The following is a 12,450-nucleotide window of genomic DNA, read 5'->3' on the forward strand; positions in this document are numbered from 1 at the left end:
CTTGGCGGACCTGGATGAGCTGCTGTCGACCACCAGGTCGGTGCGGCGCCGGTTGGACCTGACCCGGCCGGTGGATCTGGAGCTGGTCCGGCAGTGTCTGCGGCTGGCCGTGCAGGCCCCCACCGGCGGCAACCGGCAGAGTTGGCGCTGGCTGGTCGTGGTCGACCCGGCGGTACGCGGCGAACTCGGCTCGATCTACCGGCGGGCGTTCGAGGACCGGTACCCGCCCGGCCACCACCCGCCGGACGCGTCGCCGCGAGATCTGGCCAGCGCCCGCTACCTGGCCGAACACCTCGGCCAGGTGCCGGTCCTGGTCCTGCCCTGCCTGTACGTGCCGCAGGGCGTGCTGCCCACCGGCAACCAGGCCGGTCTGTGGGGTTCGCTGCTACCGGCCGCGTGGAGCTACATGCTGGCGGCAAGGTCGCGCGGGCTCGGCACGGCCTGGACCGCGGTGCACCTCGATCGGGAACAGGAGGTCGCCGCGCTGCTCGGGCTGCCCGAGACGGTACACCAGGGTGCGTTGATCCCGACCGCGTACACCCTGGGTGCAGGGTTCCGGCCGGCAGCTCGCCAGCCCGTCGAGTCCTTGATCCACATCGATCGGTGGGCGGGGAGCCCGACATGACGAGCGAATTGACGACGATGGTCGGTGCCCCGGAACAGGTGGAACCGTCCTCGGTGGGCCACAAGTTCGCGCGGCTGGTCGAGCTGCGCCGGGCTGGGCTGCGAGTTCCCGACTTGTTCTGCCTGCCGGCGACCGCGTTCGACGCCGCGTCCCGGCTCGCCCTGGCCGACCTGCCCGCCCCGCCGCGCCCCGGGGCCGAGCCGGAGCAGGTGGCGGCCTGGTGCTCCCGCGCGGCGCAGGCGCTACGCGATCTGCGCATGCCGGCGGAGTGGGCCGAGGAGGTGTGGGCCGCCTTCGACGAGCAGTTCGGGCCCACCGCACTGGTCGCCGTCCGAGCCTGCGCCGTACCGGCTCGGCGCCCCGAGGACGGTGCTGCCCCGGCCGGGGAACAGCCGGCCGATGACGGCGAGGATGGCCGGGACGACCCGTTCGCCGGGCTGAGTGACAGCTTCCTCTACGTGCCTCGTGACCTGGTTCCGGACCGGATCATCCGGTGTTGGGCGTCCGCCTTCTCGGACCGGGGTGTGCGGTACCGGATGTGGCGCGGCCTGTGTCCGACGAAGACCCGGATCGCGGTCGGCATCCAGCGGATGGTGCCCGGCACCCGTTCCTTCGTCGCCTTCAGCCGGGATCCCCGGCCCGGCGGGCGGGAGGCGGTAGTCGCCGCCGCGTACGGCATCGGCGAAGGCGTGGTGCAGGAGAAGGCCGACATCGACCACTTCTTCGTGGCCGACGGCCGGGTGACGGCCCGTACCGTTCAGAAGCGTCGGATGGTCGGACCGGTCGCGGACGGCACCGAGCTCGCCGTGGTGGCCGTCCCCGCGGAGCTGACTGACGCCCCGGTCCTCACCGAAGCCCAGGCCATCGAGGTGGCCGAGCTGGCGGGCCGGGTGGAACGCTTCTACGGCTGCCCGCAGGACATCGAGGGCACCATCACCGACGACGGTCTGGTGCACCTGGTGCAGGCCCGCCCGGTATCGACGGCGACCGGCGGGACGGGTGAACGGCGGTACTGGTCCAACCACAACATCACCGAGAGCTACCCCGGTGTCTCCACCGTGCTCACCTACTCGCAGGCGCAGGAGTTCTACCGGCGGGCGTTCGGTGACCTGTACCACCGCATGGGGGTGCCACGACGCCGGTTCGAGGCGACCCGGCACCGGCTGGAGCAACTGGTCGGGTTCCTCGACGGGCGGATCTACTACCGCCTCGACGCCTGGCACGCCCTGCACGCCCAGATGCCCCTGTTCGAGCTGGTCCGGTCCGAGTGGGAGAACTCCATGGGGGTGGTCGGACCGGCCCGCGACCAACCCCGCTGGTCCCGCCGCCGAGCCTGGGCGGCGCTGCCCGGCGTGCTGCTGCGGGCGCTGCGCCATCCGGCCCAGGTCCGGGCCTTCCTGCGCTGGTGGGACGGCGTGCTGGCGGACGCCGACACGCTCGACGGTCGGTCACCCGAGCAGCTGATCGACTTCTACCGTCGGCTGTGGTCCGCGGTGTCAGCCCGCTGGGGGGTCACCCTGACCAACTCGATGTACGGCCTTTTGATTGTCACCGCCCTGCGTCAACTGCTGGACCGGTGGGCCGGAGGCGACCGGCGACTGCTGGTCGGCCTGCTGGTGGGTGGCCGGGAGAACCGGTCGTTGCAGGCGGTACGGGCCTCGATCCGGCTGGCCGAACTGGTGGCGGAGGTTCCAGAACTCAGGGACGCGCTGCTGCACGACGGCCCGGAGCGCTCCCCGGACGAGCGGGTGTGGCGCGATCTAACCGCCGGCCGGTACGGCGAACCGCTCGCCACGGCCGCGACCGCATACGTGCGGCGGTTCGGCGACCGGGCGCTTCATGACCTGAAGCTGGAGGAGCCGACTCCCCGCCAACGGCCGTGGACGGTGCTGGAGGTGATCCGGCCCTACCTGGGCCAGGGCCTGACCGAGGCCGGCAACCGGGCCGACGAACGGCGTGCCGCGCTGCTGGCCCGGCAGGAACTGGCGCGAGTGGTGCCGGCTCGGCATCGCCGGCTGGTGCTGCGGACGCTGGCGGCGGCGTTGCGTGCCTCGGCCCGGATGCGCGAGGACACCCGGTTCTGCCGGACCCAGTTGTACGGGCTGTCCCGGGAGGTGACCTGGCGGCTCGGCGCGGAACTGGTCAGAACCGGCCGGCTCGCCGACCGGACTGACATCTGCCACCTGACCGTGGCCGAGGTGCTGGGTTCCTTCGACGGCACCCTGCCCGGATCGGATCTTCGCGGGCTGGTGGCCCTACGTCGCGCCGAGCACGAACTGTACGGCCGGCTGGCGGCGAAACAGCCGCTGTTGGCTACCGAGCCGGACCGGCCACTTGCGCTGGCGCTGGCCGACGCGGTGCCGATCGGGGACGGCACCGTGCCGAGCGGCACCGGTCACCTGCAGGGGCTCGGGTCGTCCGGCGGACGGGTCCGGGCGCCGGCCCGCCTGGTCCTGACCCCGGACGTGACCGCCGAGTCCTGCCGCGGCGCCATCCTGGTGGCCCGGGAGACCGACCCGGGATGGCTGTCGCTCATGCTGGTCGCCAAGGGGCTGATCGTGGAGCGGGGCACGCTGCTCTCGCACACCGCGATCACCGGACGGCTGCTGGGCATCCCCACCATCGTCGCCGTACCGGAAGCCACCGCCCGGATCCCGGACGGCGCTGTCATCGACATGGACGCGAGCGCCGGAACCGTCCACATCCTGGAAGAGCCTGCGCGATGAGCGAAAACACTCCCCTCCGCTTCCCCCTTGCGGCCCGGCCCGGCGTCGCCCTTCACCCGGACTACCTGGCGGCCGTCGATGAGGGCCCGTTGGTGCCGGTCCGGCTGGCGAACGGCGTCGAGGCGCTGCTCGTCACGGGCCATTCGGAGGTCCGCACGGTGCTGACCGATCCCCGGTTCAGCCGCGAGGCGTGGGCGGGTGGCACCCTCTTCGCCCGCAAGACCACGGCACTGGCGTTGGTCACCAGCGACCCACCGGTGCACACCCGACGTCGAAGGGCGGTTCAGGCGGCTTTCACCACCCGGCAGGCCGAACTGGCGGCACCCAGGATCGCCGAACTCGCCGAACGACTGCTGGACGACATCGAGGCCACCGGTCCTCCGGTGGACCTGATCTCGGCGTACACCACACCGCTGCCGTACCGGGTGATCTGCGAGCTGGTTGGGGTGCCGTTGGGCGACATCGCGTACATCCGTCCGTTGGTGGACGTCATGATGTCCGCCGGGCGTTTCACGCCGGACCAGGTCGGGTCGGCGCACGACGCGATGTATACGTACTTCTTCGACCTGATGGCCAGCCGACGCGAGCGCCCGGCCGACGATCTGCTCAGCACGATGCTGGCCAGCCAGAAGTCGGACGGGCTCACCGACGAGGAGATCGCGGTGCTCGCGTTCGGCCTGGTGATCGCCGGTGGTGAGACCACCGCGAACCACCTGGCGATGTGCATCCTGCAGGTACTGCGTACCCCTGGGTTGGCCGCCCGGCTGCGCGACCGGCCGCAGGACGTCCCGGCCGCCGTCGAGGAGCTGCTGCGCTGGGTCTGGTTCGCCGGCACCGGCGGCCAGCCGCACGTCGCACTCGCCGACACCGAGTTGGCGGGCATCAGGATAAAAGCCGGCCAGGTGGTGATCCCGATGACCGACGGGGCCAACCGGGACCCAATGGTCTTCACGGCCGCCGACGAGTTCCGGCCCGACCGTGAACCGAACCCGCACCTGGGCTTCGGCCACGGCCGGCACCTCTGCGTCGGCGCGCCGCACGCCCGGGTGGAGCTCCAGAGCGGCCTGAGCGCGCTGCTGCGCCGGTTGGACGGTCTCGCTCTCACCGAACCGGAGGACGGGTTGGACTGGCGTGACCAGATGTTCCTGCGCGGGGTGTGGAAGCTTCCGGTCACCTGGGCGTCGGCCGCGTGATCGGCCGACTCCTCCGCTACGTGCGGGGCAGCTACCCACCGGTGATCTCGGTGATGACCGCCGTCGCCTGGACCTACGGTGTGACCGGCTTGTACGCGTCGGTAGACCCACGGGTGACGACCTGGACGCCCGGCTGGAGTACGAGCATCGCTGCCGCGACCCTCACCGTCAACCTGCTGTTGATGCGGGCGATCGACGACATCCGGGATCTGGAGTACGACCGGCTGCACAGCCCGAACCGTCCGCTCGCCGCCGGGCGGGTCCGCATCACGGACCTGTTCGTGCTGTACGCGGTCGGCTCCGTGGTCATCCTGGCGATCAACCTGGGAAACCTGGTCGCACTGGCCATCGTGGCCGGCCAACTCGGTTACGCACTGCTGGTGCTGGCCGCCCACCGGTGGTTGCGGTGGCCCGACGGTGACAAACTCTTCCTCACCTTGCTGATCAGCAGCCCGGCGCAGATCCTGTTGCACCTTTACCTCTACGCCGGCTACCTGCGCCAGGTCGGGCACCCGGCGGATTGGCCCACCTGCCTGTTGGCGCTGGGCGTGGTGATACTGGCGACGGGTCACCTGGAACTGGCGAAGAAAATCGTCCGGGTGCCGCGACCGGGTGAGCGCACCTATGTCACCACGATCGGGTTGGCCCCGACAGTGGGGATGGCCATGGTGGTCGCCATCGTCTCGGCAGCGCTGTTCGTGTTCTCGGTTCGCCCGTGGTCGCCGTGGTCGTTGGTCGTGCTCGTCCCACTCGCTTGGCCGTTGCTGGCTCTCCACCGGTTCGCGGGGCAGCGCCGCAACCGGTGGCCGGTCACGTTCTCGGTGCTCTATCTGCTGGCCACCTTCGCCGCTTACGCCGTGGTGGGCCTGATCGTGGGTTGACGGTCGGGTCGGACCAAGAATCGAGTGAAAAATTGGAAGGCAAGATGCCACAAGCCCAACCCGGCCCGCCCGCGGGGATCGTCGCGGTGCTCGACCCCGAGCAGCGCCTCGAACAGGCGCTGGCCGATGTCCACGCCGAACTGGGCGCGCTTACCCGAAGGCTCGCCACCAGTTCGGCGGCGGTCGACCTGGCGATGGCCGAGTTCATCGAGCGGGTGATCGGGCGGCTGGTAGCAGGGGGATCACCCGCCCTCGACGGCATAGCGCGGCTACCCCTGCTCGTCGCCGGGGCCGAGTCCGGTGAGCCGGGGCGGGGCGGTACCGCGAGCATCATCCACCTGCTCTGGTGGGCAGCCGCCCGATACCTCGACGATCTGGCGGACGCGGCACCGGACCGCTCCGCCGCGCCGGCCACCGACGGGACGACCGACGATGCCGGGATCCTGACCGCCATGGCCACCGGCACCCAGCTGCCGGCCCGGCTGATCGACGCGGCCCCGGTCGACGACGCGGTCCGGGTCCGCATGATCAACGAGCTGACCCGGTGCTGGCTGGACGGAATCAACGGCCAACTGCTCGACTACGCCAACCATCCGGCGACCACCACGATCGACGTGGTGCTGCGCAGCTACGCGGGCAAGACCGGTGCCCCGTACGGGATGGCCGCGGCCCTCGGCGCCCTGCTGGCCGGAGCCGACGACCACCGGGTCGACCAGTGGCGGCGGGTCGGTTCGCGGCTCGGCGTGCTGCGGCAGCTCGCGAACGACCGGCGGGACCTGACCACCGGCCGCGACGAGGACCTGCGCAACGGCACGGCGACGTACCTGCTCGCCCATCTGCTCGACCCGCTGCCCGACCAACAGCGGCGGGAACTGCTGGCCCTGCACGCCGCCGCCGCCGGGTCTGACCTGCGGCGGGCAGACTTCAAGCGGCACCTGCTCGCCCCGGCCGTCCTCGTAGGGTACGCCGGCGAGGTCGACCGGATCGCTCACCTGATCCTTCAGGACATCGACGGCCTCGGCGGTGGCCAGCCGTACGCAGCTGACCTGCATCACCTGGTCGACCAAGCGGTCACGCTCTTCCCGCTCCGGTGACGCCCGGCCGACGTCGCGTCCTGACCCCTACCGCATCGCCGTCAGCAAACCCGGTGCTGACGCCCGCGACACCATCGGCCTCTGCCGCTGATCGGGCGCAGCGTCCGTGCGGGCGGCTGGTGATGGCCGGGGCTGCGGGAGCAGGTCGGGCGTGCTTGGGGTTAACGGTCCCTGGCCGGGCGTCGGCGTCCGCCAAGGCCGCCGCCACGACTTTGCCGCGTCCCGGGGTCCACCCGTAGCGGGACACCAGGGCGACCGTGCCGCCTCAGCGATGTTCACGGAGGCGGCACGGTCGCCGATATTCGAGCCGTGACGCCTACTCCTTCACACCGATGTTGTCGATCGGAGGTGCGTTGAGCAGCCGTCGGACGGGCCACACCGTGGTTGCCAGCGCCAGCAGTGTCGTGCCGCCGAGCACCGCCACCCCACCGAGCGGCGGGACGTACGGGATCGGGCTGCCGGTCAGTCCGTTGACGATCGCGCTCAGGGTCAGCGCCGCGATCGTCGCGCCGATCAGCACCGCGGTGCCGAGCAGCCCGGCCTGTTCGGCCTGGACCATCGCGCGAATCTGACGGCGGGTGACCCCGACCAGTTGCAGCAACGCCAACTCGCGGCGGCGGGCCAGCGCGGCCATCACCATCGTGGTGGCCGCCGCCAGCGCCGCGTACCCCACCATCACGCCGATCAGCAGCCGGTTCAGCCAGGCGCCGAGCGCCAGGTCGGTGCTGACCAGGCGCGTACGGGTGGCGGCGTCGAGAACCTCGGTGTCCGGATGCCCAGCCGACCACGTGGCCAACGCGGTGTCGGCCTCCGGGCCGGCGCGGACCAGGACCTCGTCGCTGGTATTCCCGGCCGTGTGCCCGGCGACCGTCTCGGCAGCAAGGGTGACGTCGCCGAAGCCGAGGCCACGGCCGTAGATCGCGATGACGTCCAACGTGACCGGGGTGCCGTCGCCCAGCCAGAGTTCCGCCTGGTCGCCGACGTCCCAGCCGGATGAGGACGCCTGCATCGCGGACACGGCGACGGTGCCGGCGCGCAGGTCGGCCAGGTTGCCCTCGCGCACCGCGAGGTCCATTGTCGACGTGATGCCCGCCGGGTCGACCGACTGCGCGCTGACCGGCTCGATGTAGCCGGACGCCCGCACCAGCACCTGCGTACGGCGCACACCAGTGGCCGCCTCGACCCCGGCCAACTCGCGGATCTCCCGCGCCGCGTCCGCCGGCAGCCCACCCGGAGCGACAAGCACCCGCTCGGCGAGGGTTCCCGCACTGCTCTGCGTGATGGTCTGCCGTTCCAGGTTGGTCTGCAGGAACCAGACCGAGCCGCCGAACCCCACGGACAGCACGAGGGCGGTCAGGACGGTCGCCATGCCCTGCGCGTTGGCCCGCAGATTGGCCGCAGCCAGGTAGCCGCTGACCCGCCACACCCGCGGCAACAACGGTGTGAGCAGGCGTGCCGCGTACGCGTTGATCCTCGGTGCGAGCAGCGCCACCGCGGTGACGAACAGGTACAGCATGCCGACCGCGCCGGCCAGTGCCCCGGTCGACCCGGCGGCACCGAGCGTGAACGCCCCGGAGGCGCCGGCCGCCGCCAGCGTCAGCACGCCGGCGATCAGCCGCACCCGGCCGCTACGCCGAGGCTCGACTGCGATCTCGCCAAGCGCCTCGATGGGCTTGATCCCGGTGATCCGGCGTGCGGCGACCAACGCGGCGAGCACCGCCACGAGGACCGCCGTACCGACCGCGGCCGGCACCGCGAACAGGCCGTCGGCCATCGGGAAGCTGGCCGGCACGAACCCCCGCCCGACCAGCTCGCCGTGCACCCAGCGGGCTGCCAGCAGGCCGGTCGGGCCGCCGATCGCGGAGCCGATCAGGGCGAGCAGCGCCGCCTCGGCGAGCAGCATGCGGCGTACCTGCCCCGGCGTGGCCGCGACCGCGCGCAGCAACGCCAGGTCACGTCGACGGTGCCGGACGGACAGCCCGATGGTGCCGGCCACCACGAAGACGATCAGCAGGACGACGTACCCCCCGAAAGCCGATCCGACCTCGACCAGCAACGTCCGGGCGGCCTGGTTCTCCGACTGCTCGACGTTCCCACGGTCTTTCCCGACGTACGTCGTGGCGCCGGCCGCCGACGCGATCTCGCGTACCGCGCCGAGGTCGGCGCCGGGCATCATCCGGACGCCGATCGCATCCACCCGGCCCGGGTGGGCGGACAACCGGGCGGCCTGCGCGTCGGTGAAGAACACCGCCGCCGAACCGGTCTCGGCGGTTCCGCTCACCCGGTACGACCGCCCGACCCCGCCGACGACCAGGTCGATGCGGTCGCCGGGCGCCACGCCGAGCCGGGTGTCGACCAGCACCTCGTCGTCGGCCCGTGGCGCGGCACCCGCGGCGATGGGACGACCGGCGAAGTCGTACGTGTCCCAGCCGTGTCCCACGGCAGCAGGTGAGTCGATCAGCACTCCTTCGTCGCCGGTGACGGCCGCGACGCCCGGCACCTGGCGGATCCGGTCCACCAGGGCCGCGTCCACCGTGCCGCCCTCGGGCAGCGTGACGGTGCTCGTGGTGGTCTCGCCGTCGAACTCCTTGAACGTGTGGCTGACCGTGCGGTTGGCGACGACCACGTCGGCGGTGGCCCAGAGCCGCGGCTCCGGGCGGAACCGCAGCCCGGACTCGACGAAGGTGCCCATCGCCACCAGGATCAGCACGCCGGCGATCAGGGCCAGCAGGGTCGCGGCGGCGGGACCGGCGCGGTGCCGCAGCAGGCGGGCGGCCAGCCCGATCATCGGAGGACCCGCCGATCCAGCGATGCCAGGTGCTCGGCGATACCTGCGGCTCCGAGCTGCGGAAGGTCGGCGACGATCGCACCGTCGGCCAACACGAGCACGCGGTCCGCGTACGACGCGGCGATCGGATCGTGGGTCACCATCACCACGGTCAGTCCGTGTTCGTCCACGACCGCGCGCAGCAGCGTCAGCACCTCCGCCGCGGTCCGTGAGTCGAGGGCGCCGGTGGGTTCGTCTGAGAAGATCACCTCGGGGCGGGTGGCCAGCGCCCGGGCGATCGCCACCCGCTGCTGCTGGCCGCCGGAGAGCGCGGCCGGCCGGTGGTGCAGTCGGTCGGTGAGGCCGACCCGCTCGACCACCTGGGTCAGCCAGGCCCGGTCCGGACGGACGCCGGCCAGGCGCAGGGGCAGCACGATGTTCTCCTCGACGGTGAGCGCGCCGATCAGGTTGAACGCCTGGAAGATGAACCCGATCCGGGTACGACGCAGCTCGGTCAGGCGGGTCTCGGACAGCCCCGACAGGTCGGTGCCTGCGATGACCACCCGACCGGAGGTGGGCCGGTCGAGCCCGGCCGCGGTCTGCAGCAGCGTGCTCTTGCCGGAGCCCGAGGGCCCCATCACCGCGGTGAAGGTGCCCCGGTTGAAGCCGACATCGATGCCCGCAAGCGCAGTCACCTGGTTACGGCCGGCGCCGTACACCCGGGTGAGGTGTTCGACGCGTACCGCCGGTTCGATGGTCTGTCCCGGATAATCCGGCATTCTGGTGGGCCTCTCTCCGTGTCATCGGCAGGAACTGCGCGCACCAGAAACGCTAATGACGTGGGAGAACGGCGACCATCCCGCGGGCTGCCAGGTCCGGGTACAGCAGGCGCTACCGCCGATCGCCGTTCAGGTAGCGCAGCACCGCGGTGACCCGGCGGTCGGCATCGTCGTGCGGGGGAAGCTGAAGCTTCGAGAAGATGCTGCGGATGTGCTTGTGCACCGCGCCGTCGGTGACGAACAGCCGCTGGGCGATCGCGCTGTTGCCGAGCCCTTCGGCCATCAGCCCCAGCACCTCATGCTCACGCGGCGACAGCTCGCTCAGCGCCGTGTCCGTCCGGCGGTTGCGGGCGAGCAACTGCGCCACCACCTCCGGGTCGATCACGCTGCCGCCGTCCGCGACGCGGTGCAGCGCGGCGAGGAACTCCTCGACCCGGCCCACCCGCTCCTTCAACAGATAACCGAGCCCGACGGCGCCGACCGAGAACAGGTCGGTGGCGAACGCCTGCTCCACGTACGCCGACAGGACCAGCACCGCCAGGCCGGGGCGGCGCCGCCGGGCCTCCACCGCGGCCACGATGCCCTCGTCGGTGTGGGTCGGCGGCATCCGTACGTCCACGATCGCGACGTCCGGCGCGTGTTCGTCGACGGCGACCAGGAACTCGCCCGGAGTACCGGCCGTGGCGACCACGTCCAGATCCTCCGCCCGCAGCAGCAGAGCCAACCCCTCACGCAGCAGCGGGTCGTCCTCGGCGATCACGATCCGCATGGCAGCTCCACGTCCATCCTCGTCGGCCCTCCCGGTGGGCTCGTCAGTGTCATCCGGCCGTCGTACGCCTCGACCCGCCGACGGATGCCGGTGAGCCCGGAGCCACGTGTCTCGTCCGCGTCGCCGTGCCCGTCGTCCTCGATGCTCACCAGCAGCCGGCCGCGCTCGCGGCGCACGGCCACGTCCACCTGGCTCGCACCGCTGTGCCGGACGACGTTCGTCAGCGCCTCGGCCACCACGAAGTACGCGGTGGCCTCGACCGAGGCCGCGCACCGCACGGGCACGTCCACCTCCAGTCGGCAGGGCACTGCGGAGCTGGCGGCCAGGCCCGCCAGCGCGCCGGCGAGACCCCGGTCGTCCAGCACGGGCGGCAGGATCCCGCGCACCACCGTACGCAGCTCGCCGAGTGCCTGTTCCGCAGCGTCCTGCGCCTGCCCGAGGATCTCGTCGGCGCGGTCCGGATTGCGGCGCACGGCCCGCCGCGCGGCACCCAGCAACACGTTGACCGCGACCAACCGGTTCTGCGTGCCGTCGTGCAGCGACCGCTCGATCCGGCGCAGTTCGACCGCGTGGGCGTCCAGCGCCGCAGCACGGGTGGCGGTCAGCTCGGCCACCCGCAGGGACAGGTCGACACCCGGCGGCGGAGGCAGCAGCCGCCGGCCCGGCCATGCCTGGAGACGGGCCAGGACCGGGATGAACCAGATCGCGGCGGCCAGCCAGCCCACCCCGAACAACCCGACCGTGAGTGCGTCGGACAACCCGTCGATGTGCCACCAGACGATCCCCGGCGCGCCGGCATCGGCAGGGAACAGCCGATACCACAGCGGGAACGTGACGTACTGCACGGCAGAGAGTGGCAGCGTGAGGCCGACCAGCCCGGTCACCAGGCCGATGAGCGAGTGCAACCCGACCCAGCCGAGCTCCCGGCGCACGAAGGGGTCGTGCGCCGCCGTCCGCAACCCGGCCGGCACCGGCCCCGGCGTGGGGATCGGCTCGCCCCAGCGGGACAGCCGGGCCCGCTCGCGGTCGGCCACCGAGCGCACCGCCCGCAACGCACCGGGCGCCGCCAGCAGCCCCACCCCGCCCAGGCAGGCCACCGCCACCATCGCCGCCCAGAGCAGCGCGCCCAGCGCCAGCGTGGCGGTGCCCAGCCCTCCGGCGAGGTGCTCCAGGGCGTCGACCAACGCGCGAACCCGGCCCCGCACGTACGCCATCGACCCACCTCCCCCGCCAACATAGGCCACCGCCGGCCCCGCCCGGCAACGCAAGGCGCGGAAGGTACAGCCTGCTGTACCACGGTTGTCGACCTGGCGGGATCGTCCCCGCCGCGCCGCCCGCCTAGCGTTGACGGCGTCGAGGAACGACCGCCGAAGGAGGTAGTCATGACCGATCCGTACCGCATCGCCGAGGCCCCGGTCGCCGCACCGAAGAAGCCGGGCGGCCTGCTACGCCCGCTGCTGTGGCTGGTGCTCTTCGTCAGCGCGGCGGCCAACGTGGTGCTGTCGACCGCGGTGGACAACCCGTGGATCAGCTCGGCGTTCGGCCTGGTGGCGCTGCTCTGCGCGGTCGCGCTGTTCGTCCACCACCGCCGTAACCGCGCGCGAGAGTCGTAGGGA

Annotated in this window: 10 protein-coding genes; 6 read left to right on the top strand and 4 right to left on the bottom strand. The window is 72.0% G+C overall.

What is annotated here, in order from left to right; translation table 11 throughout:
• Position 1: 1 nt before the first annotated feature.
• From ACTMSW_RS11505 to ACTMSW_RS11525, 5 genes are read left to right on the top strand one after another with little or no spacing between them, the layout of a single operon-like run.
• On the top strand, positions 2-625 hold the full coding sequence (locus ACTMSW_RS11505; protein WP_441180518.1) for a nitroreductase family protein: 624 nt from the start codon (positions 2-4) through the stop codon (positions 623-625).
• Positions 622-3,351, top strand: a complete 2,730-nt coding sequence (locus ACTMSW_RS11510) for a PEP/pyruvate-binding domain-containing protein (RefSeq protein WP_441180519.1) — start codon at positions 622-624, stop codon at positions 3,349-3,351. The genes ACTMSW_RS11505 and ACTMSW_RS11510 overlap by 4 nt, the downstream gene beginning before the upstream one ends.
• Positions 3,348-4,544, top strand: a complete 1,197-nt coding sequence (locus tag ACTMSW_RS11515) for a cytochrome P450 (protein WP_441180520.1) — start codon at positions 3,348-3,350, stop codon at positions 4,542-4,544. The genes ACTMSW_RS11510 and ACTMSW_RS11515 overlap by 4 nt, the downstream gene beginning before the upstream one ends.
• Positions 4,541-5,425, top strand: a complete 885-nt coding sequence (locus tag ACTMSW_RS11520) for a hypothetical protein (RefSeq protein WP_441180521.1) — start codon at positions 4,541-4,543, stop codon at positions 5,423-5,425. The genes ACTMSW_RS11515 and ACTMSW_RS11520 overlap by 4 nt, the downstream gene beginning before the upstream one ends.
• A gap of 44 nt (positions 5,426-5,469) precedes the next feature.
• The gene (locus ACTMSW_RS11525) at positions 5,470-6,519 is read left to right on the top strand and encodes a class 1 isoprenoid biosynthesis enzyme (RefSeq protein WP_441180522.1); all 1,050 of its coding nucleotides are present in this window, start codon (positions 5,470-5,472) and stop codon (positions 6,517-6,519) included.
• A gap of 316 nt (positions 6,520-6,835) precedes the next feature.
• On the opposite strand, the gene ACTMSW_RS11530 is transcribed toward ACTMSW_RS11525, so the two are convergent.
• From ACTMSW_RS11530 to ACTMSW_RS11545, 4 genes are all read right to left on the bottom strand, one after another.
• On the bottom strand, positions 6,836-9,307 hold the full coding sequence (locus ACTMSW_RS11530) for an FtsX-like permease family protein (RefSeq protein ID WP_441180523.1): 2,472 nt from the start codon (positions 9,305-9,307) through the stop codon (positions 6,836-6,838).
• Complete coding sequence (locus tag ACTMSW_RS11535; RefSeq protein WP_441180524.1) at positions 9,304-10,065, bottom strand: ABC transporter ATP-binding protein; 762 nt, start codon at positions 10,063-10,065, stop codon at positions 9,304-9,306. The genes ACTMSW_RS11530 and ACTMSW_RS11535 overlap by 4 nt, the downstream gene beginning before the upstream one ends.
• Positions 10,066-10,177: 112 nt before the next feature.
• Positions 10,178-10,834, bottom strand: coding sequence for a response regulator (locus ACTMSW_RS11540; RefSeq protein WP_441180525.1), 657 nt, complete (start codon positions 10,832-10,834; stop codon positions 10,178-10,180).
• Entirely contained in the window at positions 10,822-12,048 is a 1,227-nt protein-coding gene (locus tag ACTMSW_RS11545) for a sensor histidine kinase (RefSeq protein WP_441180526.1), read from the bottom strand. Before ACTMSW_RS11545 ends, ACTMSW_RS11540 begins: the two co-directional genes overlap by 13 nt.
• Before the next feature lie 168 nt (positions 12,049-12,216).
• On the opposite strand from ACTMSW_RS11545, the gene ACTMSW_RS11550 reads away from it, so the two are divergent.
• Positions 12,217-12,447, top strand: a complete 231-nt coding sequence (locus ACTMSW_RS11550) for a hypothetical protein (RefSeq protein ID WP_441180527.1) — start codon at positions 12,217-12,219, stop codon at positions 12,445-12,447.
• The last annotated feature ends 3 nt before the right edge of the window (positions 12,448-12,450 follow it).

It is taken from the genome of Micromonospora sp. BQ11, assembly GCF_052068135.1.
Taxonomy (GTDB): Bacteria; Actinomycetota; Actinomycetes; order Mycobacteriales; family Micromonosporaceae; genus Micromonospora.

Bases quoted from the DNA above. Each gene is read 5' to 3' on its own strand.
- ACTMSW_RS11530 (WP_441180523.1), bottom strand. From the start codon at position 9,307: ATGATCGGGCTGGCCGCCCGCCTGCTGCGGCACCGCGCCGGTCCCGCC.
- ACTMSW_RS11535 (WP_441180524.1), bottom strand. From the start codon at position 10,065: ATGCCGGATTATCCGGGACAGACCATCGAACCGGCGGTACGCGTCGAA.
- ACTMSW_RS11540 (WP_441180525.1), bottom strand. From the start codon at position 10,834: ATGCGGATCGTGATCGCCGAGGACGACCCGCTGCTGCGTGAGGGGTTG.
- ACTMSW_RS11525 (WP_441180522.1), top strand. From the start codon at position 5,470: ATGCCACAAGCCCAACCCGGCCCGCCCGCGGGGATCGTCGCGGTGCTC.
- ACTMSW_RS11515 (WP_441180520.1), top strand. From the start codon at position 3,348: ATGAGCGAAAACACTCCCCTCCGCTTCCCCCTTGCGGCCCGGCCCGGC.
- ACTMSW_RS11510 (WP_441180519.1), top strand. From the start codon at position 622: ATGACGAGCGAATTGACGACGATGGTCGGTGCCCCGGAACAGGTGGAA.
- ACTMSW_RS11550 (WP_441180527.1), top strand. From the start codon at position 12,217: ATGACCGATCCGTACCGCATCGCCGAGGCCCCGGTCGCCGCACCGAAG.
- ACTMSW_RS11545 (WP_441180526.1), bottom strand. From the start codon at position 12,048: ATGGCGTACGTGCGGGGCCGGGTTCGCGCGTTGGTCGACGCCCTGGAG.